Consider the following 21424-nt stretch of genomic DNA (forward strand, 5'->3'; position numbering starts at 1 on the left):
TCCCGCTCCGCTATTTTGCTCCCCCATGCCCACCCCCTTCCGGCTCGAGGCCACCCGCGGCGGCATCGCGGAATCGGTGCACCGGGTCTCGGTGGCGGTGGTGGACGCGCAGGGCCGCCTGGTGGCCGAACATGGCGACCCGGCGCTGGTGGCCTTCTGGCGCTCGGCGGCCAAGCCGTTCCAGGCCATGCCGATGGTGGCCGACGGCGTGGCCGACCGGGTGGGCTTCACGGCCCGCGAGCTGGCCCTCGCCTGCGCCTCCCATTCGAGCGAGCCGGCCCACCTCGAGGTGGTTGACGGCATGCTCAGGAAGGTGGGGATCGGCGAGGAGGCGCTGGCTTGCGGCCCGCATCCGCCGCTCTCGCCGGCGGTCGCGGAGCAGGTGCTCCGCCACGGCATCACGATGACGCCGCGCTGGAGCAACTGCTCCGGCAAGCACACCGCCATGGTGGCCATGGCGCGGGCGCGCGGCTGGCCGGTGGCGGGGTATGAACGGACGGAGCATCCGCTGCAGCAGCGGATCCTGGCGGAGGTGGCGCGGTGGACCGGCCTCGCCGAGGACCGGATCGTCCAGGGCGTGGACGGCTGCACGGTCGTGTCGTTCGGGCTGCCGTTGGCGGCGATGGCGCTGGCCTATGCTCGGTTCGGCACCTCGGGGGAACCGGCGGCCCGCCGACTCCGGGAGGCCATGGCCGGGTTCCCGGAGATGATCGGGGGCCGGAACAGGCTGTGCACCGACCTCGGCCTCGCGGCGCGGGGCGCGGTGATCGCCAAGCTCGGGGCGGACGGCGTCTACTGCGCCGCGCTTCCGGGCCCGGGGCTGGGGGTGGCGCTCAAGGTGGAAGATGGCGACATGCTGAGCCTGGGGCCCGCGCTCCTCGGCGTGCTCCGCGCGCTGGCGGAACGCCTCCCGCTCGGGTTCGACCCGGCGGGGCTCGGGGCGGCGGTGGATCGCCACGCCGAGATTCCGATCCACAACACCCGCGGCGCCGTCACGGGGACGCTGCGGGCCACCGGCGCGCTGCGGTTTCCGGACTAGCGGTGCGTTCCGGCGGTACGGACCCGGCAGGGGAGGACGCTAGACTCATGGCACGGCAGGATCACCTGGACGAACCGACGCTGACCCTGGTCCGCTTCGCGGCGGCCATCGCGCAGGGCTTCGAACCGGAGCTGCGCCAGGGCGCCGCGGCGTGCAAGAGCGCCCAGGTGCCGGTCCCGTGGGTCGAGGAACTGCTGCTCCAGTCGGTGCTGATGGTGGGGTATCCGCGCACGCTCATTGCCTTCACCATCTGGCGCAAGGTGAGCCGGGTGCCGGCGCCGCCCAGCGACCCGGACGGCGACTACCGGCAGCTGCCGCAGTGGACCGTCCGCGGCGAGGAGACCTGCGGCATCGTCTACGGCGCCAACTACAAGCGCCTGCGGGAAAACGTGAAGGAACTGCACCCGGCGCTCGATCAGTGGATGATCATCGAGGGCTACGGCCGGACCATGGGCCGGCCGGGGCTCGACCTGCTCCGGCGGGAGCTGTGCACCGTGGCGCAGACCGCGGTGCTCGAGGCGCCCCGGCAGCTGCATTCGCACCTCCGTGGCTCGCTCCACGCCGGCGCCACCTTCGGCCAGGTCGAGGCCGTGCTGTCGGTGGTGAACCCCCTGTTGTCCTATGACCAGTGGAAGAAAGTGAAGGAACTGTGGCAGACGGTGCGGGAAGGCTGGGAACCCGAGGAGTGACCCGGGGACCCCATGTTCGTTGATCTCGTCACCATCCGCGTCAGCGCGGGCACCGGGGGCTCCGGGGCCGCGTCCTTCGCGCGCTTCAAGTACAAGCCCAAGGGGGGGCCCGACGGCGGCGACGGCGGCGGCGGCGGCTCCGTCTACCTCAAGGCCGACGCCAACCTCGCCACCCTCCTGGACTACCGCTACCGCACCGTGTGGAAGGCGGAACGCGGCGTCCATGGCAAGGGCAAGAACATGACCGGCGCCACCGGCGACGACCTCTTCCTCCCGGTGCCCCCCGGCACCGTGGCGCGCAACGCCGAGACCGGCGAGCCGATGGGCGAGGTGTTGCACGCCGGCGAGACGCTGCTGGTGGCCAAGGGGGGCCGGGGCGGGCGCGGCAACGCCCGCTTCACCACCTCCACCCATCGCGCGCCGCGCGAGTGGGAGCCGGGCGAGGAGGGCGAGGAGCGGCAGCTCGAGCTCACCCTCAAGCTGATCGCGGACGTCGGCCTGGTCGGGGAGCCGAACGCGGGCAAGAGCACCCTGCTCTCGGTCATCTCCGCCGCCCGGCCCAAGATCGCCGACTATCCCTTCACCACCCTCGAGCCCAACCTCGGCGTGGTGGGGCTGTCGGACAGCCGCACCTTCGTGGTGGCCGACATTCCCGGCATCATCGAGGGCGCGCACGAGGGGAAGGGGCTGGGCCTCCAGTTCCTGCGCCATGTGGAGCGGACGCGGGTGCTGGCGGTGATGGTGCCGCTCGACGCCCCCGACCCGCAGGCCACCTACGACCTGCTGCGGGGCGAGCTCCGGGCCTACAGCGAGGTGCTGTTCGCGAAGCCGCACCTGGTCCTGCTCTCCAAGCGCGACCTCCTCCCCGCCGATGCCGAGCTGCCGGTGCTCGAGACCCCTGGGGCCATCGGGATGGTCGCGTTCTCGTCGGTGGCCGGCGAGGGCGTGGAGGATCTCAAGGCATACCTCTGGAAGGCGGTCGAGGCCGCCCGCGCCGCGGAGGCCACGAGCCCCCGGGTAGACGAGCCGCTGTGGGAGGGCGACGAGGGCGAGGCGTGGCCCTGAGCGACGAACGGGCCGCGTACGTTGCGCTGGCCCTCACCCCCGGCATCGGTCCGCAGCGGCTCACGGCGCTGCTCACCGCCTGCCAGACAGCCCACGGCGCCCTCGCGGCGCCGTTTGCGTTTCTCTGCTCCGTGCCGAGCATCTCCCCCGCCGCGGCCACCGCCATCGGGCAGGCCAGCATCGCCGCGGGCGCCGCAGTGCTGGCGCGGGTCGAGGCGATGGGGGCCCGCTGCCTGCTGCGCGATGACCCGGAGTACCCCACGGAGCTGCGGACCATTCCCGACCCCCCGGGCGTGCTCTTTGCCCAGGGAGACCTCTCGTTGCTGGGCCGGCCGGCGGTCGCGGTGGTCGGCAGCCGGGACCACTCGGCGTACGGTGGCGAGGTGGGACGGAACATCGCGGGCGCGGCGGCGGCGGCTGGCCTGGTGGTGGTGAGCGGGATGGCCCGCGGCCTCGATGCCGTGGCCCAGACGGCCGCGCTCGACGCGGGCGGCCTGACGCTCGGTGTACTGGGGAACGGGCTCGGGGTGGTGTATCCCGCCGCCAACCGGACCCTCTACCAGCGGGTGGAGGAGCGTGGCCTGCTGCTCACCGAGTTCCCCCCGGGCGACAAGCCGATGGCGGGCAGCTTCCCGCGCCGCAACCGGCTGATCAGCGGGCTGGCCCGGGTAACGCTGGTCATCGAGGCGGCCGCCGGGTCGGGCACGCTCATCACGGTGGCGATGGCGCTGGAGCAGGGGCGGGACGTCATGGTGGTGCCCGGCAATATCACCAGCCCCACGTCGGTCGGGACCAACCGGCTGCTGCGCGATGGGGCCGAGCCGCTGCTGGAGATCGCCGACCTGCTGCGGCACTACCCCGAGCTCGGTGCGGCGGCGGCGCCGGCCGGGGAAGGTGGGGTGGCCCGGCCTGCCGCTCCCCCGCCCGGCCTCACCCCGGAGGAGGCCTCGATCTACCAGCTCCTGGCCGCCGGCCCCCTGGGGCTCGACGACCTGGTGGCCCGTTCCGACCTGCCGGCGGCCCGTCTCCTGAGCCTGATCACCACCCTGGAACTCCGCGGCCTGCTGGCCCCCCGGGCCGGCCGCCTTGCCCTGACCAACCAGTAAGGAGGTGGTGCGGATTGCACCCTCGCGCCGGCGGCGCGGGCCCACGGAGCAGGGCGGGCCCCCGGTCCGGTTTCCCGTTTCCAGTTTCCCGGCTAAATTGGGCCAGCCCCTAGACTTCCGAGCCCGATGACCTCGACCACCGGCGCAACCTGTCCCCGTTGCGGCAAGCCGATTTCGGCTGGCGCGCGCTTCTGCATGGAGTGCGGGCTGGACGTGTCCGGCGAGCAGGGCAGCGTGGCCACGGCCATGATGCCGGCGGCCCAGGAGGACGAGGCGCAGTCGCTCGCGCTCGAGATGCTCAAGCAGGCCACCATCGGCGAGTACGAGATCCTCCGGGAACTGGGCCGCGGCGGCATGGCCACGGTGTACCTGGCGCACGACATCGCCCTCGACCGCAAGGTGGCGGTGAAGGTCATGGCCCCGGCGCTCCTGCTCATGGGCGAGGGGATGACCGAGCGCTTCAAGCGCGAGGCGCGGACCGCCGCCAACCTGTCCCACCCGAACATCATCCCGATCTACACCGTGAAGAGCGCCGGCAAGTCGCTCTTCTTCGTGATGAAGTTCATCGCCGGCCGCTCGCTGGAACAGATCATCAAGGACATCGGCCCGATGCCGGTGGCGATGGTCAAGGCCATCCTGCAGCAGGTCACCGGCGCGCTGGGCTACGCCCACCGGCACGGGATCGTGCACCGGGACATCAAGCCGGCCAACATCATGATCGACGAGGAGGGCTGGTCGGTCGTCACCGACTTCGGTATCGCCAAGGTGGCGGAGAACCGGGGCCTGACGATGACCGGCATCGCCGTGGGCACCCCGTCGTACATGAGCCCGGAGCAGTGCGCGGCCAAGGACATCACCGGCAAGTCGGACCAGTACTCGCTCGGCGTCGTGGCGTACGAGATGCTCACCGGGCACCAGCCCTTCGAGGGCGACTCGGCGATGGCGATCATGTTCGCCCACTTCCACGAGACCCCGAAGCCGCTCGGCGACAAGCGCCCCGACTGCCCGCCGGAGCTGGCGCAGGCGGTCATGCGGATGCTCGAGAAGGCGCCCGACAAGCGCTACGGCTCGATGGAGGAGGCGGCCCAGGCCATCGGCGGTCACGCCCTCACCCACGACGACCCGGTGCGCCTGCAGCTGGTGGCCCTGGCCCGGAAGGGCAGCACCAGCGAGATCCTCCGGCAGGTCCCGCCGCCACCCACCAGCCCGGTGCCGCCGGCCAAGACCCGGCAGGTGGTCGAGGCGGCCACCACCCCGATCCCGGTCCCCATGCCGACGCCGCGGGTGCTCAGCATCTCGGTGGCCCCGGGCCGGAGCGACCTGCACGTCGGCGACAGCATGCAGCTCACCGCCAACCCGCGCACCACCGGCGGCACGGCGGCGGGGGTGCCGGTGAGCTGGGCCTCGAGCGCGCCGGCCATCGCCACGGTGTCCCCGACCGGCCTGGTCACGGCCATGGCGCCCGGCACGGCCACCATCACCGCCACCACCGAGGGCGTGAGCGGCGCGGCCCAGGTGGCGGTGACCCGGGTGCCGGTCGGGTCGGTCGTCATCGAGCCGGAAGAGGCACGCCTCGCCATCGGCGACGAACTGGGCCTCACGGTGGTGATCAAGGACCAGCATGGCGTGTCGCTGCACGACCGCGAGGTGGAGTGGAGCATGAGCCCGCAGGGGGTGGTGACCCCCGGCGCCAAGGGGCACGTGGTCGCCGCCCGCGAGGGCGTGGTGGAGATCGTCGCGGAGGCCGAAGGGGTGAAGGGGAGCGCGCGGGTGTGGGTGACGCCGGCGCCGGTCGCCAAGGTGCGCGTCACGCCGGATGCCCCGGCGGTGCGCGCCGGCGAGACGGTGCCCCTCGCCGCCGCGCTCCTGGACCGGCACGGCAAGGCGCTCACCGACCGGATCGTGGCCTGGCGCTCGGCCGACGAGAAGCTCGCGACCGTCAGTGCGGCGGGGGTGGTGACCGGCGTGGCGGAGGGGGTGGTCGAGGTCACCGCCACCGCCGAGTCGCAGCACGCGTCGGTCAAGGTCAAGGTCACCGCGGCCGCCGTCGCGTCGGTGACCATTGCGCCGCCGGAGCCGCTCATCGCGGGCGACAAGGCGATGCTCGTGGCCCAGGCCAAGGATGCCCGCGGCCACCTGCTCAGCGGCCGCGAGGTCAAGTGGAGTTCGTCCTCGCCGGCCATCGTGATCGCGAACAAGGACGGCAGCATCACCGGGATGGCGCCGGGCACGGCCAAGATCACCGCGGAGGTCGAGGGCAAGTTGTGGACCGTGCCGGTGACGGTCCTGCCCGTGCCGGTGGCGTCGATGAGCATCGAGGGCAAGGCGGGTCCCCTCGCCGTCGGCGGCACCCTCGCGCTCAAGGCCGTGGCGAAGGACGCGAAGGGTCATGTCCTGACGGGCCGCGAGGTGCAGTGGACCAGCGGCGCCAGTCAGCTGGCCAGCGTGGCGAAGGACGGCACCGTCACCGCCCGGGCGCCCGGCGCGGTGACCATCACCGCCACCATCGAGGGCCGGAAGGCCGAGTTCGCGGTGACCATCCCCGCGCCTCCGGTGGCAGAGGTCAAGACCGAGGTCCTGCCGCCCCCGGTGGAGCCGAAGCCGGCGCCCGAGAAGAAGGCGCCGCCCCCGCCGCCAGCGCCGACGCCCGAGGCGAAGACCGAGGTCGTCCCGCCGCCCGCCGCCGAGCCGGCCAGCCGTCGAGCCGTCCAGCCGCCGAGCCCCCCGCCTGCCGTCGAGCCGACGGGCCGGCGGTCCGCCGAGCCGTCCTCCGGCGGCAAGGGCAAGCTCATCGGTGCGGTGGTGGGGCTCGCGGTGGTGGTGGCGGTGGCCTTCGCGGTGCTGCGGCCCAAGGCTGGCGAGGAGATTCCGCCCGCCCCCGTGCTGCTGCCCACCGCCGATGCGGCGGTGGCGAGCGTGACCATCAACGGGGAGGCCACCGAGGTGGCGGTCGGGCGCACGGCGCAGTTCGCCGCGGTGCTCACGGACGCCGATGGGAACGAGATCCAGGGCCGCGCCGTGACGTGGAGCTCGAGCGATCCGGCGGTGGTGGATGTGTCCGGGCTCGGTGCCGTCACCGGCCGCAAGGCCGGCAGCGCCACCATCACCGCCACCAGCGAGGGGAAGAGCGGCACCGCGACCGTGACCGTGGCCGAACCCACCAGCGACCTCCCCGCGCAGGTGGCGAGCGTGCTCCTCGGGGGCGCGGGGCGGACGCTCGAGGTGGGCCAGACGGCGCAGCTCACCGCCACCGCCAAGGATACCCGGGGCTTCGTGCTCAATGACCGCACCGTGGTGTGGAGCACCGACGCTCCCGACGTGGCACTGGTCTCCTCCAGCGGCCTGGTCTCGGCCATGGGCGCGGGCACCGCCACGATCACCGCCAGCAGCGAAGGCAAGAGCGCCGGGGGGAGGATCACCGTCTCGGCGCCGAGGCCGCCGCCGGTGGCCATCCCGGAGCCGGTCAAGCCGGAGCCGGCCAAGCCCGAGCCGGCGCGGCCGGAACCGCCTGCGCCGGTGGCGAGCATGTCGCTCTCGCCTGCCGCCCTCGCGCTCGAGACCGGCGCCGACGCGCCGCTCGCGGCCAGCCTCCTCGATGCCCGCCGCAATCCGCTGGCCGACCGGGCGGTGCAGTGGAAGTCGAGCGACACGCGGGTGGCGAAGGTCTCCGACGCCGGCGTGGTCAGTGGTCTGGCCAAGGGCAAGGCCACGATCACCGCCACCGCCGAGGGCAAGTCGGCGAGCGCGGTCGTCACCGTGACCGATGCCGTGGTGCCGGTGGCCGCCGTGGCGCTGACCGCCAGCGGGAGGAGCCTCAAGGTGGGCGAGGCCACGACCTGGACCGCTGCGGCCCGCGACGCGCGTGGCCGCCCGCTCACCGATCGCGGCATCTCGTGGAGTTCGAGCGCGCCCCAGGTGGCCACCGTCAGCGGCACCGGCCTGATCACCGGCGTGGCGCCGGGCACCGCCGAGATCCGGGCCGAGGCCGATGGCAAGGTGGCGAGCGAGCGGATCACCGTGACCGCCGCGCCGGTGGTGGTGGTGCCGCCGCCGGTCGCGCCCGGCCCCGCGCCCGCCGCCGGCGGCGCCACCGCGCTGCTGCCCCGGCGGGCTGTCGAGGCGGGGGGCGGCTTCTCCTGCGGCATCACCTCGGGGAATGGCGCCGTCTGCTGGGGCGCGGGGCAGACGGGACTGGTGGCCATCGAGGGTACCAGCGGCGCGAGTGGCCTGGCCGTGGGCCGGGCGCACGCCTGCGCCCTCGCGGGTGGGCGCACCATCTGCTGGGGGGACAACAAGTCGGGCCAGCTGGGGGATGGCAGCACCACCACCAGCGCCGGCGCGGTGACCGTCACCGGCGACCCCGGCTTCTCCGTGCTCTCCGCGGGCGCCACCCATACCTGCGGCCTGGCCGGCGGCAAGGCGTACTGCTGGGGCCGCGGCCGGGAGGGCCAGCTGGGCGATGGTAGCACCAGCGACCGCAAGAAGCCGGTGGCGGTGCGGGGCGGGCAGAGCTTCGTGCAGATCAGCGCCGGGGGCAATCACACCTGCGCCGTCACCGCCGGGGGCCAGGCCTACTGCTGGGGCGATGGCTTCTCCGGCCAGCTCGGGTTCGGTGGCCTGGAGCAGCAGAGCGAGCCGATCGACGTCTCCGGCGGGCTCAAGTTCAGCCGGGTGGCGTCGGGCGGCAAGCACAGCTGCGGCATCACCACCGCGGGCAAGACGTACTGCTGGGGCGCCAACGAAAGCGGCCAGGTGGGCGATGGTTCCAAGAGCGACCGCCCCAGCCCGGTGGCCGTGAGCGGCGGCCAGGGCTTCACCGACCTGGCCCTCGGCGCCAATCACAGTTGTGGCCTGGCCAGCGGCGGCGAGGTGTACTGCTGGGGCGAGAACCGCTCCGGGCAGCTCGGCGACGGCTCCAAGACCGACCGCAACAAGCCGGTGGCGGTCGCGGGCGGGCCCTTCAGCTCCATCTCCGCCAGCGACGGCACCAGCTGCGGGATGGCCCGCGGCGGCGAGGCCCAGTGCTGGGGCCGGAACGATCGTGGACAGCTGGGCGATGGCGGTACCGCGCCCCGGTCCACGCCGGGGCCCGTCACCGGGCAGTAGCAGCCGGGCGGCTCGGCGGCACGAGAACGGGCGGCGCTCCACCGTGGAGCGCCGCCCGTTCTATTTCGGCAGCATGCGGCGTCTACCGCCTTACCGCCCTACCGCCCCGCCGTCTACCGCCCGCCGATCGGCACGCCGACGCTGAAGACCAGGTCCGACTGCATCTTGCCGGGGTAGAAGCCCAGGCTCGCGTCGTCGCCCTTGTCGGGGTCGAACTGGTAGAGGTTGGCCTCGGCGCGGATGTCGATCGGGAACCGCGGCGTGACGTTGGCGCGCAGGCCGATGCCCGCCACCCCGCCGAAGCTGGTCAGCTTGCCGTCGAGGCCCGGGCCATCCCAGAAGCTGCCGCCGTGGTGGACCACGATGCCGCCGAGCACGAGGCTCAGGTTGCTGCGGCGCGGCTTGATGACGGCCCGGAGGCTGCCGATCATGACGCTGCCCTTGTCGGTGGTGGCGAAGTCGAACCCGCCGTTCTGGTTCGGGTCCTCGATCACGAACCGCACGTTGCTGCTCGCGTAGCCGAACGAGCCCTCGGCGGCGATCGTGGCGCTGACCGGCAGGGTGATCCGCAGGCCGAACATCGCGGTGTTTTCCTGGGAGACCGTGATGTTGGAGGTGCCGGTGCCGCCGATGACGGTCAGGTCGAAGTCATCGTTGTAGAAGTCGGCGAGGGAGAAGTAGCTGCCCACCCAGGGGGTGATGGAGAACTTGTTCTGGGCGGTGAGGACCGACGGGACCGTCGCGGCGAACAGCAGCGCCGCCGCGGCCAGGCGCTGGCGCACGGACGTCAAGCGAAACACGGAACCCCCTTGGCGTGGGACTGGCGTGGGGACAGAGCGCCCCGGGAACCGCAGGTAGGATGCGCTCCCGCCGATGGGCTGTCAACTTGGCCACCCCTCCACGATTACTTTCGGACTTGAGCCGCCGAGCCGCCACCCATGCACCTCTACCTCCACGTCCCCTTCTGCGCCCGCCGCTGCAGCTACTGCGACTTCGCCATCGCGGTCCGCCGGGACGTGCCTTCCCGGCGCTTCGTGGACCAGCTGCTCCGGGAGTGGCGCGGCTGGGCCGGGTCTGACCGGTTCCCGTCCGCGGCGCCCCTCGCGACCATCTACCTTGGCGGCGGCACGCCCTCGCGGCTCGAGCCGGCCGAGCTTTCCCGCCTCCTCGCGGCCCTCCGGGCCGAACGGCCGCTCGTGTCCGGCGCGGAGGTGACCCTCGAGGCCAATCCCGACGACGTCACGCCCGCGTCGGCCGCCGCCTGGGCCGCCGCTGGGGTCAATCGGGTGTCGCTGGGGGTGCAATCCTTCGATCCCGGGGTCCTGTCATGGATGCACCGGACCCACGTGGCTGAGCAGGTGCCGGGGGCGGTGCGGGCCCTCCGGGCCGCAGGGATCACCAACCTCTCCCTCGACCTGATCTACGCGCTGCCCGAGGCGCTGGGCCGCGACTGGGCGGTCGACCTGGAGCGCGCCCTCGAACTCGCCCCCGACCACCTGTCGCTCTACGGGCTCACCGTCGAATCCCACACGCCCCTGGGTCGCTGGGTGGCCCGTGGCAGTGCGCTTCCCTCCCCGGACGAGCGGTATGCCACTGAATTCCTGGCGGCGCGGGAGCGCCTGACCGGCGCCGGATTCCACCACTATGAAGTGTCCAACTACGGCCTCCCCGGCCGGGAGGCGGTCCACAACCGTGCGTACTGGCGGCGGGCGCCCTACCTCGGCCTCGGCCCCTCCGCACACAGCGCGGTGGGCCAGCGCCGATGGTGGAATCTCCGCGAGTGGGCGGCGTGGAGCGCCGCCGTCGAAGCCGGCGCGCCGACCGTGGCGGCCGAGGAGTGGCTCGACGCGGAGGCGCTGCGAGTGGAGGACCTCTACCTCGGGCTCCGCACGGACGGCGGCGTCGCGGAAGGGCGGCTGCCCGGATCACTTGTGCAACTCTGGACCGATCACGGCTGGGCCCGCACCGAAGGCGGGCGGGCCTGCCTGACGGGCGAGGGCTGGCTCCGGCTCGATGCGCTCGTGGCCCAGGCCGCCGCGATTCCTCACCCCCGCGTCACCGATTTGTCATGAGGAGCTGAGGGCCCCTGCAATCGTCGGCCCCGATGATGGGAGCGTCCCCTTCACGGAGCGTGACGATGTTCAGCGAGCTCATCGAGTCCCGCCGCCGGCCCGGCGCGCTGGGCCGTCAGTCGGTCTTCTCGTTCGTGCTGCACACCGGCCTGGTGCTGGGCGCCATCGGGGCCACCCGCAGCCCGGCTCGGGCACCCGAGCCACGGCCCATCGCGGTCGACGTCATCTTCGAGCTGCCCCCGCGCCCGGCCGCCACCGCCAGCCCGGGGCCGGTGGTGGCCACTCCGGTGCCGGCCCTCCCGACGCCCGACCTCCCCACGATTACGGTGCCGACCCTGTCCCCGACGGACCTCCCGGCGGTGCCCGTCGGGCCGCCGGTCGATCCCAAGACCCTGGCCGGCGCCCTCCGAGGCGGGGGAGAACTCCTCCCCGGACTTCCCGGCGCCGGCGCTGCCCCGAGCCTCGGCGACGTCATGCTCCCGTCCGAGGCCGATCGTGCTCCGGAGCTGGTACCGGACGCGCGGTGCCTCGGGGCGTACCCGGCGGCGCTCCGGTCGATGGGCGTGGGCGGGCGGGCGGTGCTGCAGTTCGTGGTGGGGCTGGACGGGCGGGTGGACTCCGCCTCGGTCCGGATCGCGAGCAGCAGCCACCCGGCCTTCGGAGCGGCGGCGAAGGAAGGGGTGCTGTCCGCGAGCTGCCGCTACCGGCCGGGCGAGTACCGCGGACTGCCGGTGCGGGTGCTGGTACAGCAGGCGGCGGCGTTCCGTCTGGGGGAATAGCCTTGGGGGCGCGAGGTGAGAGGGCGGAGCCGCCGAGCCGCCGAGCCGCCGAGCCGCCGAGCCGCCCAATCGCCCTAACCGCCCTACCGGCACTAGATTACCCCCCATGTCAGCCGACGGCCTGTCCGACCGGGAGATCCGCGTCCTCGAGGCGGTCATCCAGGTCTACATCGAGACTGCGGAGCCCGCGGGGAGCCAGACCATCGCCCAGCGCTTCCCGCTGGGTGTCTCCTCGGCCACCATCCGCAACACGATGGGCGAGCTCGAGGAGAAGGGCTACCTCTACCATCCGCATACCTCCGCGGGCCGGATCCCGACTGACCGGGCCTACCGCTGGTACGTCAACAACCTGGCTGGCCTGGCCCCGCCGAGCAGCGAGGACCAGCGGATGCTCACCGCGGAGCTTGGTACCGCCCGCAGCGCGCTGGAGGAGATCCTCCGCCGCGCCGCGCAGGTGCTGGGCGTCCTGACGAACGAGCTGGGGGTGGCGGTGGCGCCGGCGTTCGACCAGGTGGTGCTCGAGAAGATCGACCTCACCCAGGTGTCCACCGAGCGGCTCCTCCTGGTGTTCCACCTCAAGAGCGGCGCGGTGCGGACCATCTTCGTCCAGGTCTCCGGCCACCTGCCCGCCGACACCGTGGGCCGGGTGGCGCAGACGCTCAACGAGCGGCTCGCCGGGCTCTCCCTGCAGGAGATCCGCACCACGCTCGGCGAGCGGCTGCGTGACGCCGAGCGGACGCCCGGTGACCGCGAACTGCTCAACATCTTCATCGAGGAAGGGGAGGAAATCTTCGGCCTCCCCTCCGGGACCGACGCGGTGGTGCTGGGGAGCGCCCAGATGCTGGCGGGGCAGCCGGAGTTCGCCACCAGCGGACGGATCCGCGACCTGCTGGACCTCACCGAGCGGCGCGACATGCTGCAGCAGGCTCTCGCCGCGCGGCGCGCCAGCGGGCTGACGATCACCATCGGCGGTGAGCACTCGGACACGCGGCTGACCGGCTTCACGCTGGTGACCTCGAGTTACCGGTCGGGCGACCTCGCCGGCGTCATCGGCGTGATCGGGCCGACCCGCATGCCCTACGACAAGATCATCGGACTCGTGGACCACACGAGCCGCCTGGTGGAAGGACTGATGGAGTGAGCGAGTACTACGACCTGCTGGGGATCGCGAAAGACGCCTCCGAGGCCGACATCAAGAAGGCCTACCGGAAGCAGGCGATGGAGCTGCACCCCGACCGCAATCCCTCGCCCGACGCGGAGGAGCGGTTCAAGGAGCTGACCGAGGCCTACGAGGTCCTCAAGGATCCCGACAAGCGGGCCCGCTACGACCGCTACGGCAAGGCGGGCCTGGGTGGCAACGCCGGCGGCCCGGGGTACGGCGGGTTCCACCACGTGGACCTCTCCGAGGCGCTCAACATCTTCATGCGCGACTTCGGCGGCTTCGAGGGCCTGTTCGGGCAGGGCGGCCGCGCCGAGCCGCGCCGCGGCCAGGACATCCGGGTCAGCGTGAAGATCTCGCTCACCGAGGTGGCCACCGGCGCGCGGCGCACCATCAAGCTCAAGACCCTCGACCGCTGCGAGACCTGCGACGGCTCCGGCGCCCGGAAGGGCACCCGGCCCGCCAAGTGCGGAACCTGCGGCGGCAGCGGCGAGGTGCGCCGGGCGGCCCGCAGCATGTTCGGCCAGTTCGTCTCGGTGAGCCCGTGCCCGACGTGCGCCGGCGAGGGGCTGGTGATCGCCACCCCCTGCGACGAGTGCCGCGGCGAAGGCCGGGTGCGCGCCGACAAGACCGTGCAGGTGGAGATCCCCGCCGGGGTCTCGGAGAACAACTACCTCACCCTGCGCAACCAGGGCGCGGTGGGGCCCCGCAACACCCCGCCCGGCGACCTGCTCGTGATGATCGAGATCAAGGACGACGAGCGCTTCGAGCGCGACGGCGACAACCTGGTCTCCGACCTGCCGGTCTCGTTTTCCCAGGCGGCGCTCGGCGTGGCGGTAAAGGTCCCGACGCCCTACGGCGACGAGGCCGTCACCATTCCGGCCGGCACTCAGGGCGGGACGATCCTCAAGCTCAAGGGCAAGGGGCTGCCGCGCCTGGGACAGGCGGGCCGCGGCGACCTCCTCCTCCGGGTCCACGTCTGGACCCCGGAGGAGCTCTCCGACGAGCAGCGCCGCCTGTTCCGCGAGCTGGCCCGCCACGAGGGCGAGCCCCCCAAGCGCGCCGCCGGTTTCTGGTCCAAGCTCAAGGAGGCGCTGGGCGCATGAGTTACTTCGCGATCGAGGTGCAGGCGCCGAGCGGGCAGCGGGACGCCCTGGCGACCTGGCTGGTGGAACAGACGGGGCAGGCGGTCGAAGAGCGGGCGGACGGGACGCTGGTCTCGTTCGCCCTCGACCTTCCGGGCGCGCTCGCCCTCGAGGAGGCCATCGCCTCCTCCCATGGCAGCGAGGTGCACTGCGTCCGGCAGGAACTGGCCGACGTGGACTGGACCACCGCGTGGCGCGCCGGCCTCGGTGTGCGCCGCGTGGGCCGGTTCAGCATCGTGCCCAGCTGGATCACCCATGCGCCCGGGCCGGACGAGATCGTGCTGCGGCTGGACCCGGAGATGGCCTTCGGCAGCGGCGAGCACGGCTCCACCCGCTCGGCCCTCGCGCTGCTCGACCGCGTGGTCCGTCCCGGCGACTTCGTGCTCGACCTGGGCAGCGGCAGCGGCATCCTGTCCATCGCGGCGGTGAAGATCGGCGCGGTGCAGGCGGTCGGCATCGAGGTGGATGGCGAGACCATCCCGATCGCCACCGACAACGTGGCCCGCAACGGCGTCACCGGGCGGGTCGAGTTTCTGGAGGGCGATGCCGCCCAGCTCACCCCGCTGCTGCCCCGGGCCCAGGTCGTGGTCAGCAACATCCTGCGGCTGGTGAACGTGGCGCTGCTCCCCGAGATCCGCGACGCGCTGGCCCCCGGCGGCTCCGCCATCTTCTCCGGCATGGAGCTGGCCGAGGCCGACCTGTTCCGGCCCGCCCTGCGCGACGGCGGCTTCGTGGTGGCGGAAGAGATCGTGGACGAAGGGTGGTGGGCGGTCCGGGCCACCCGGCGGTGATCACCCTGGTCGTGACCCCGGGGCACCTGGCGCCGGGCTCGCTCGCGCCGGTCCCGGAGGAGGAAGCTCACCACCTGCGGGTGCGCCGCGGCGCCGACGCCGAGCCGGTGCGGCTGGTGGACGGGCAGGGGACCGTCGCCCAGGGATCGGTGGTGTGGCAGGGCCGCGAGGCGACCGTCCGGGTGGAGCGGGTGGACCGCCTCCCGGCCCCGGTGCCCCTGTTGCTCGCCGTGGGCGCCGGTGACAAGGAACGCTTCCTCGCGCTGGTGGAAAAGGCCGCTGAACTCGGCGCCACGCTGGTGGTGCCGCTGGCCACCGAGCGGAGCGGCAGCGTGGCCACCGGCGTGCGGGCCAATCACCTGCCACGGCTCCAGCGCCGGGCCCTCGAGGCGCTCAAGCAGTGCGGCGCGGCCTGGGCCCCCGAGGTGGCGCCACCGGAGGATCTGGCGCACTTTCTGGCCCGGGCCCTCCCCGCGGCCCGCTGGCTGGCCGACCAGGACGGGACCGTGCCGGTCGCGGGCGGGGCCAGCCCGCTGGCGGTGGCGGTGGGGCCCGAGGGAGGCTTCACCGCCGCCGAACGGGAACGGCTGCTGGCCGGGGGCTTCTCCCCCGTGCGGCTCGGCCCCAACATTCTGCGGTTCGAGACCGCGGCGACCGCCGCGCTCACGGCGGCGTGGGTATCCCGACAGCGAGAGGGCCATGGCAGCTGACTGCATCTTCTGCAGGATCGTGGCGGGCGACATCCCGGCGAAGGTCGTCCGCAAGAGCGCCGACGCGGTCGCCTTTCACGACCTCACCCCGCAGGCGCCCACCCACGTCCTGGTCATCCCCACGACGCACTACGGCGCCGTCCGCGACGCCCGGGGACCCGAGGGCGAGGCGGTGCTGGGCAAGCTGCTGGCCTTCGCCGCCCTGGTGGCCACCGACCTGGGCCTGGACCAGGGGGGCTACCGGCTGGTGACCAACACCGGCGCCGATGGCGGGCAGTCGGTCTTCCACCTGCACCTGCACCTGCTCGGTGGCCGCCGCCTCGGCTGGCCTCCGGGGTAGGGCATGAAGCGCTCCTTCTTCGGCTACCTGCGGGCCGCCTTCAGCGCCAAGCCGTTCGGGATGTTCGTCGCCCCGAACTGGATCGGGCTGGCGGCGTTCGGCGTGCTGGGCCTCACCAACCCCGGCTTCTGGCTGGTGGGCGCCGGGCTCGAGCTGGCCTACCTCCTGGGCCTCGCCAGCAACGGCCGGTTCCAGCGGGTGATCGACCGCCGCGCCACCGACGGAAGCGAGGCGGAGTGGAAGGCGCGGATGGAAGCCATGGTCCGGCGCCTGACCGACACCGACCAGGCCCGGTACGTCGCGTTCGTCTCCCGCTGCCGCACCATCCTGGACCAGTTTGCCCAGCAGGACCCCACCGGCTCCACCGCGAAGGTGCAGAGCGAGAACCTGAGCAAGCTCATCTGGGTGTACCTGCGGCTGCTGCTGGCGCGGCGGGCGATGAGCCGGGTGCTCAAGGAGCCCACCCTGGGCGAGACCCAGGAGATCGAGCACCGCCTGGCCGAGGTGCGGGCGCGGCTGGCCGACCCGGCCATGGGCGAGGACCTGCGGAAGAGCCTCTCCAGCCAGGCGGAGATCCTGGAGCAGCGGGTAGCCCAGCGGCGCGAGGGGCGGGAGAAGCTCGACTTCCTCGAGGCCGAGATCCTGCGGATCCAGGAACAGGTGGAACTGCTGCGCGAGCAGGCCGCCCTCTCCACCGACGCCGATGGCCTCTCGGCCCGCCTCGACGAGATCACCGGGAGCCTGGGCGGCGCCTCGCAGTGGATCTCCGACCAGCAGAAGCTGTACGGCTCGCTCGACGACCTGCTGGACGAGCCGCCTCCCGCCGCCGCGCGGATCGCCATCCGGGAAGGCCGATGACCGCCACACTGCCCGCCTGGGCCGTCGAGATGCGGGACCTGTTCCGCTCCGGCGCCTGCGCCCAGTTCCTGCTCCACGGCAACATCTTCGACGCGGTGCCCCACGACGGGAAGATGCTGGGCCTCCCGGCCTTCCTCGACCAGGTGATGTTCGCGGGCTACGACGTCATCCTCCGCTACGACCGCAGCCGCGGCATCCGCGCGGTGAAGGGCGGCGAGGACTGGGGTGACTGGCTCCGCGGCGCCCTGGGCGACGCCGCCCAGGCCCAGAGCTACCTGCGCGAACCGGGCGCCGCGCTGGAGCTGATCGACCGCTACCTGCTGCGCACGCTCAACCTGCAGGCCATCCAGGACAAGGCGGCCCAGGCGCGCAAGATCGCGGTGGTGATCGACTTCGCCGAGTTCGTGGTGCCCCGCGGCGACGCGGTGAGCCTCGGGGGCCCCTTCAGCGCCAACGTGGTGAAGGTGCTCGGCTGGGCCAACGACCCGTCGGTGCTGCACGCCAACATCGTGACGGTCCTGCTGGCGGAGGAGCTGCACGACCTCAACGAGCTCGTGGCGGACAACCCGCACGCCGTGGCGCTCCGGGTGCCGCTGCCCGGGGAGCCGGAGATGGCGGAGTACCTCCAGGCCCTGGTGGCCGGTCCCATGCCGGAGCTGGCGGCGAACTCCGACGTGCCCATGGAGCAGCTGGCGCGCCGGCTGACCGGCCTCTCACGGGTGGGCGCCCGCCGGGTGCTCGCGCTGGCGCTGCGCAACGGGGAGCGGATCACCAGCGCCTGGCTCACCCGCATGAAGAAGGAGTCGATCGAGCGGGAGTGCGCCGGCCTGCTCGAGTTCATCGAATCCGGCTTCACCCTGGACCACGTGGCGGGCCTCGAGGCGGTCCGCGCCTGGCTGCGCGAGGACACCGAACTCCTCCGCCGCGGCAAGCTGCACGCCCTCCCCATGGGTTACCTGATCGCCGGCCGGATCGGTACCGGCAAGACGTTCATCGTCACCTGCTGGGCCGGCGAGCTGGGCATTCCCTGCGTGGTGTTCAAGAACTTCCGCGACCGCTGGGTGGGCGCCACCGAGTCGAACCTCGAGAAGATCTTCGCCGTGCTGCGGGCGCTGGGGCAGGTGGTGGTGTTCGTCGACGAGGCCGACCAGGCCGCCGGCAAGCGCGAGGGGGGCGACGGCGACAGCGGCCTCTCCGGCCGGGTCTACGGCATGCTGGCCAAGGAGATGTCGGACACCCGCAACCGGGGCCGGATCATCTGGGTCTTCGCCACCAGCCGCCCCGACCTGCTCGAGGTGGACCTCAAGCGCCAGGGCCGGCTCGACGTGCACATCCCGCTCTTCCCGCCCGAGACGGACGCGGAGCGCCGCGCGCTGCTGCTGGCCGTGGCCCGCAAGATCAAGGTGCCGCTCACCGAGGCCGACCTCCCCGACCTCCCCGACGACCTGACCCTGGGCGGCAACGAGATCGAAGGGGTGTTCGTACGCGGGCTGCGCACCTGGGAGCTGGCCGCGGAGCCGCGGCCGCCGCTCAAGGACATCCTGCACGCCACCTTCCGGGACGTGCGGCCCAACGCCAACACCCGGAAGCTCGAGTACATGGACCTGGTGGCGGTCAAGGAGTGCACCGACACCCGCTTCCTGCCGGCGCGGTTCCGCGACCTGGCGCCGGAAGAGCTGGAACGGCGCATCGAGGAGCTGCGGCGGTTCATGTAGTCGGCTCGGCGGCTCGGCCGCTCGGCCGCAGCGGAGCCCCTTTGACAGTCATGGCGGGCATCCCGATACTTGATCGCGCCGCGAGGGCGGCGACCACACCTCAGGAGGCATCATGGGCCTGTTTGCCCGCGTCGGTCGGCTGTTCAGGGGGTTCCTCGGCCTGTTCATCTCCGGGCTCGAGGAGTCCAATCCCGAAGCGCTGATGGACGCCGCCCGGCAGGAGTTCCGGGAGAAGATGGCCAACTACAACATGGCCCTGGCCCGGATGGCGGGCGTGGCCGAGCGGCTCAAGGGGCAGGTCAAGGCCAAGACGCAGAAGACCGCCGACCTGCAGCGCCGCATCCTGGCCAACCACCAGGCGGGCAACATGGAGCTGGCGGGGACGCTGGCCCGCGAGCTCCAGGAGCTCAAGGCCGACCTCGCCACCGACGCCGCCGAGCTGACCGAGACCGAGGAGGCGTACACCGCCAACCTGCGGCAGGCCAAGGTGGTCCAGAAGGAGTTCGAGGACAAGGTGAAGCGGCTCGAGAAGCAGCTCGACCAGGTGAAGATCAAGGAGGCGCAGGCCGAGGCGGCCGGTGCCCTCAGCAACGCCACGTTCAAGGTGGGCGACCTCGGCGACACCATGAAGACCGTGGACGAGGCGCTGCAGAAGCGCTACGAGCAGGCGGCCGGCAAGGCCCGCGTGGCCAAGGACCTGGTGGACATGGACAAGGTCCGGGAAAAGGAGGGCGAGAGCAAGGCGCTGGAACAGGCCGCGCTGGCGGAGTTCCTGGCCAGCCAGGGCATCCAGGCCGGCCCCACGCCACAGGGGCCATCGGCCCAGAAGGAGATGGGGCCGTCCAATGGCTGACGAGAAGCCGCGGGTCACCTTCCTGGGCAAGCTGCTCTCGCTCGCGCTGATCGGCGGGCTGGTCTGGTTCGGGGCCCAGATGCTGCGCGGGAAGCCGGTGACCCTCCCGTCCATCCCTGGGGTCACCCCCGACGCGCCCGCCAGCGAGGTGAGCGAGGTCCAGACCACCGTGCCGGTGCTGGCGCCGGCCGCGGCCTACCAGCTCCCCGCCGACAGCACGGTGCTGATCGAGATCAGCGAGTACGCGGGGTACGCCGGACTCATCGCCGCCAATGGCGGGCTGGCCCCCAACCCGGCCTCGCTCCTCACCAAGTACTGCGGCTGCCGGGTGAAGCTCGCCATCAGCGAGGAAGAGAGCTGGTCCGCCCTCAACAGCGGGCGGCTCGCCGCCTCCGTGACCACCACCGATGTGCTGGCGGTGTATGGCCGGCAGTTCAAGGTGAAGGTGCCGGTGCAGCTCGGCTTCTCCCGCGGTGCCGACGGCATCGTGGTGCGCAGCGACATCCGGCGGATCAACGCCCTCAAGGGCAGGGTCGTCGCGGCGGCCCAGTTCACCGAGACCGACTTCTTCATCCGCTACCTGGCCCAGGAGGCGGGGCTCGGCATCACCATGCTCGGGGGCCTCGAGGCCGCCCCGAACCCCGAGACGCTGAACCTGGTCTACACCGACGACGGCTTCGCCGCCGGCGACCTCTTCCTGGCCGACCTCAAGGGCGGCGGCAACCGGCTGGCCGGGGCCGTCACCTGGGAACCCAAGACCTCCGAGGTGCTGTCCCGGGGCGGCAGCGCGGCGCGGCTGCTCACCAGCAACAAGAACCTGCTCATCATCGCCGACGTCCTGGTGGTCAACGAGGGCTTCGCCCAGCAGCATCCCCAGATCGTGGAGGGGCTGGTGCGCGGCATCCTCGAGGGAAACAAGCTGGTGCGGCAGACGCCCGAGAGCCAGCTGGCGGTAGTGGGGCAGGCGTTCAAGTGGTCCGCCGACCAGACCCGGGCGGAGCTCCAGAAGGTGCACCTCTCCAACCTGCCCGAGAACCTGGCCTTCTTCTCCGGCGCCATCGACGCCGCCGGCAGCTTCGGCGGGATCTACCAGTCGGCGGTCTTCGCCTACGGCAGCGAACTGGTCAAGGATCCCGCCGACCCTTCGCGCTTCGCCGATGGCGCCGCGCTCGCGGCGCTCGACAAGGCGGGGATGTTCAAGGGCGAGACCATCGCCATCGCGCCCATCGCCGGTGGGCCGAGCGGCAGCCTCGAGAATGACCCGCTGCTCTCCAAGGACATCCGCTTCCTGTTCCAGCCCAACTCCGCCAGCCTGGACCAGGCTCAGGCGGAGAACCTGCGGAACCTCGAGGCCATCAAGCAGCTGCTCACGGTGAGCCCCGGCTCCACCGTGCTGCTGCGGGGGCACGTGGACAACTCCATGGTGGACGAGTTCCGCAAGCGCGGCGGCGAGGACCTGGTGCGCCGCATGGCGCTCAAGGCGGTGGAGCTCTCCCGCGACCGGGCCGGGGAGATCCAGAAGCTCCTCATCGCCAAGTACAACGTGAGCCCCAAGCGGCTGGAGATCGTGGGGCGCGGATGGGACGAGCCGGCCGGCCCCGACGCCGACGGGAACCGCCGGGTCGAGGTGCAGTGGTTCACGCTGGAGTAGGGCGGGAGGGCGGTACCCTCGGGCCGCCCTTGCCTTTGGCCCTCCGACCCCCTAAGTTCGCCTTTCTCAATACCATACGCCTTCAATGGCGACCGGAGAGGGGTGAGTCCAGTAATGTCCGAAGTCATCATCCACGATGACGAGAGCTTCGAGCGGGCCCTCAAGCGGTTCAAGAAAAAGTGCGAGAAGGCCGGGATCCTTTCCGACCTGCGTAAGCACCGCCACTATGAGAAGCCGTCTGAGAAGCGGAAGCGGAAGCAGAACGCGGCGCAGCGCAAGAGCCGCCGCTCCTATCCGCGTACCCCTCGGGTCTAGTCCAGCATGGCTGTGGTGAAGACCGGTCGTA

General features: G+C 72.3%; 18 protein-coding genes. 17 read left to right on the forward strand and 1 reads right to left on the reverse strand.

The features are described from left to right. Positions 1 to 25 precede the first annotated feature (25 nt). From IPJ95_09495 to IPJ95_09515, 5 genes are all read left to right on the forward strand, one after another. The gene (locus tag IPJ95_09495; GenBank protein MBK7923843.1) at positions 26 to 1039 is read left to right on the forward strand and encodes an asparaginase; all 1014 of its coding nucleotides are present in this window, start codon (positions 26 to 28) and stop codon (positions 1037 to 1039) included. Between the two features lie 47 nt (positions 1040 to 1086). Then, entirely contained in the window at positions 1087 to 1728 is a 642-nt protein-coding gene (locus IPJ95_09500) for a carboxymuconolactone decarboxylase family protein (GenBank protein ID MBK7923844.1), read from the forward strand. A gap of 12 nt (positions 1729 to 1740) precedes the next feature. After that, on the forward strand, positions 1741 to 2793 hold the full coding sequence (gene obgE, locus IPJ95_09505; GenBank protein MBK7923845.1) for a GTPase ObgE: 1053 nt from the start codon (positions 1741 to 1743) through the stop codon (positions 2791 to 2793). Continuing rightward, positions 2784 to 3899, forward strand: coding sequence for a DNA-protecting protein DprA (gene dprA / locus IPJ95_09510; protein MBK7923846.1), 1116 nt, complete (start codon positions 2784 to 2786; stop codon positions 3897 to 3899). The genes obgE and dprA overlap by 10 nt, the downstream gene beginning before the upstream one ends. Before the next feature lie 126 nt (positions 3900 to 4025). After that, positions 4026 to 9005 (forward strand): Ig-like domain-containing protein, encoded by a 4980-nt coding sequence (locus IPJ95_09515; GenBank protein ID MBK7923847.1) that lies wholly within the window; start codon positions 4026 to 4028, stop codon positions 9003 to 9005. A 113-nt stretch (positions 9006 to 9118) separates the two neighbouring features. On the opposite strand, the gene IPJ95_09520 is transcribed toward IPJ95_09515, so the two are convergent. After that, entirely contained in the window at positions 9119 to 9787 is a 669-nt protein-coding gene (locus tag IPJ95_09520) for a hypothetical protein (protein MBK7923848.1), read from the reverse strand. Between the two features lie 156 nt (positions 9788 to 9943). Between IPJ95_09520 and hemW the strand changes: the two genes are divergently transcribed. The 12 genes from hemW (at position 9944) to IPJ95_09580 (ending at position 21393) form a co-directional block, all read left to right on the forward strand. After that, positions 9944 to 11077, forward strand: coding sequence for a radical SAM family heme chaperone HemW (gene hemW / locus IPJ95_09525; protein MBK7923849.1), 1134 nt, complete (start codon positions 9944 to 9946; stop codon positions 11075 to 11077). Positions 11078 to 11142: 65 nt separating this feature from the next. Beyond that, positions 11143 to 11856 carry a TonB family protein gene (locus IPJ95_09530; GenBank protein ID MBK7923850.1) on the forward strand — a complete coding sequence of 238 codons (714 nt, stop codon included), beginning with the start codon at positions 11143 to 11145 and terminating at the stop codon, positions 11854 to 11856. A gap of 106 nt (positions 11857 to 11962) precedes the next feature. Then, the gene (gene hrcA, locus IPJ95_09535; GenBank protein MBK7923851.1) at positions 11963 to 12997 is read left to right on the forward strand and encodes a heat-inducible transcription repressor HrcA; all 1035 of its coding nucleotides are present in this window, start codon (positions 11963 to 11965) and stop codon (positions 12995 to 12997) included. Continuing rightward, complete coding sequence (gene dnaJ, locus IPJ95_09540; protein ID MBK7923852.1) at positions 12994 to 14121, forward strand: molecular chaperone DnaJ; 1128 nt, start codon at positions 12994 to 12996, stop codon at positions 14119 to 14121. The genes hrcA and dnaJ overlap by 4 nt, the downstream gene beginning before the upstream one ends. Continuing rightward, the gene (locus IPJ95_09545) at positions 14118 to 14951 is read left to right on the forward strand and encodes a 50S ribosomal protein L11 methyltransferase (GenBank protein ID MBK7923853.1); all 834 of its coding nucleotides are present in this window, start codon (positions 14118 to 14120) and stop codon (positions 14949 to 14951) included. The genes dnaJ and IPJ95_09545 overlap by 4 nt, the downstream gene beginning before the upstream one ends. Next, positions 14948 to 15661: a 16S rRNA (uracil(1498)-N(3))-methyltransferase gene (locus IPJ95_09550; GenBank protein ID MBK7923854.1), complete on the forward strand. Its 714-nt coding sequence runs from the start codon at positions 14948 to 14950 to the stop codon at positions 15659 to 15661. The genes IPJ95_09545 and IPJ95_09550 overlap by 4 nt, the downstream gene beginning before the upstream one ends. Beyond that, positions 15651 to 16001: a histidine triad nucleotide-binding protein gene (locus IPJ95_09555; protein ID MBK7923855.1), complete on the forward strand. Its 351-nt coding sequence runs from the start codon at positions 15651 to 15653 to the stop codon at positions 15999 to 16001. The genes IPJ95_09550 and IPJ95_09555 overlap by 11 nt, the downstream gene beginning before the upstream one ends. A 3-nt stretch (positions 16002 to 16004) precedes the next feature. Beyond that, positions 16005 to 16859: a hypothetical protein gene (locus IPJ95_09560; GenBank protein MBK7923856.1), complete on the forward strand. Its 855-nt coding sequence runs from the start codon at positions 16005 to 16007 to the stop codon at positions 16857 to 16859. Next, positions 16856 to 18574 carry an ATP-binding protein gene (locus IPJ95_09565; GenBank protein ID MBK7923857.1) on the forward strand — a complete coding sequence of 573 codons (1719 nt, stop codon included), beginning with the start codon at positions 16856 to 16858 and terminating at the stop codon, positions 18572 to 18574. The genes IPJ95_09560 and IPJ95_09565 overlap by 4 nt, the downstream gene beginning before the upstream one ends. A gap of 112 nt (positions 18575 to 18686) precedes the next feature. Beyond that, positions 18687 to 19427, forward strand: coding sequence for a PspA/IM30 family protein (locus IPJ95_09570; protein MBK7923858.1), 741 nt, complete (start codon positions 18687 to 18689; stop codon positions 19425 to 19427). After that, positions 19420 to 21078 (forward strand): OmpA family protein, encoded by a 1659-nt coding sequence (locus IPJ95_09575; protein MBK7923859.1) that lies wholly within the window; start codon positions 19420 to 19422, stop codon positions 21076 to 21078. Before IPJ95_09570 ends, IPJ95_09575 begins: the two co-directional genes overlap by 8 nt. A 114-nt stretch (positions 21079 to 21192) precedes the next feature. After that, entirely contained in the window at positions 21193 to 21393 is a 201-nt protein-coding gene (locus IPJ95_09580) for a 30S ribosomal protein S21 (protein ID MBK7923860.1), read from the forward strand. The last annotated feature ends 31 nt before the right edge of the window (positions 21394 to 21424 follow it).

The sequence above is a fragment of the Gemmatimonadota bacterium genome (assembly GCA_016713785.1).
Classification (GTDB): Bacteria; Gemmatimonadota; Gemmatimonadetes; order Gemmatimonadales; family GWC2-71-9; genus JADJOM01.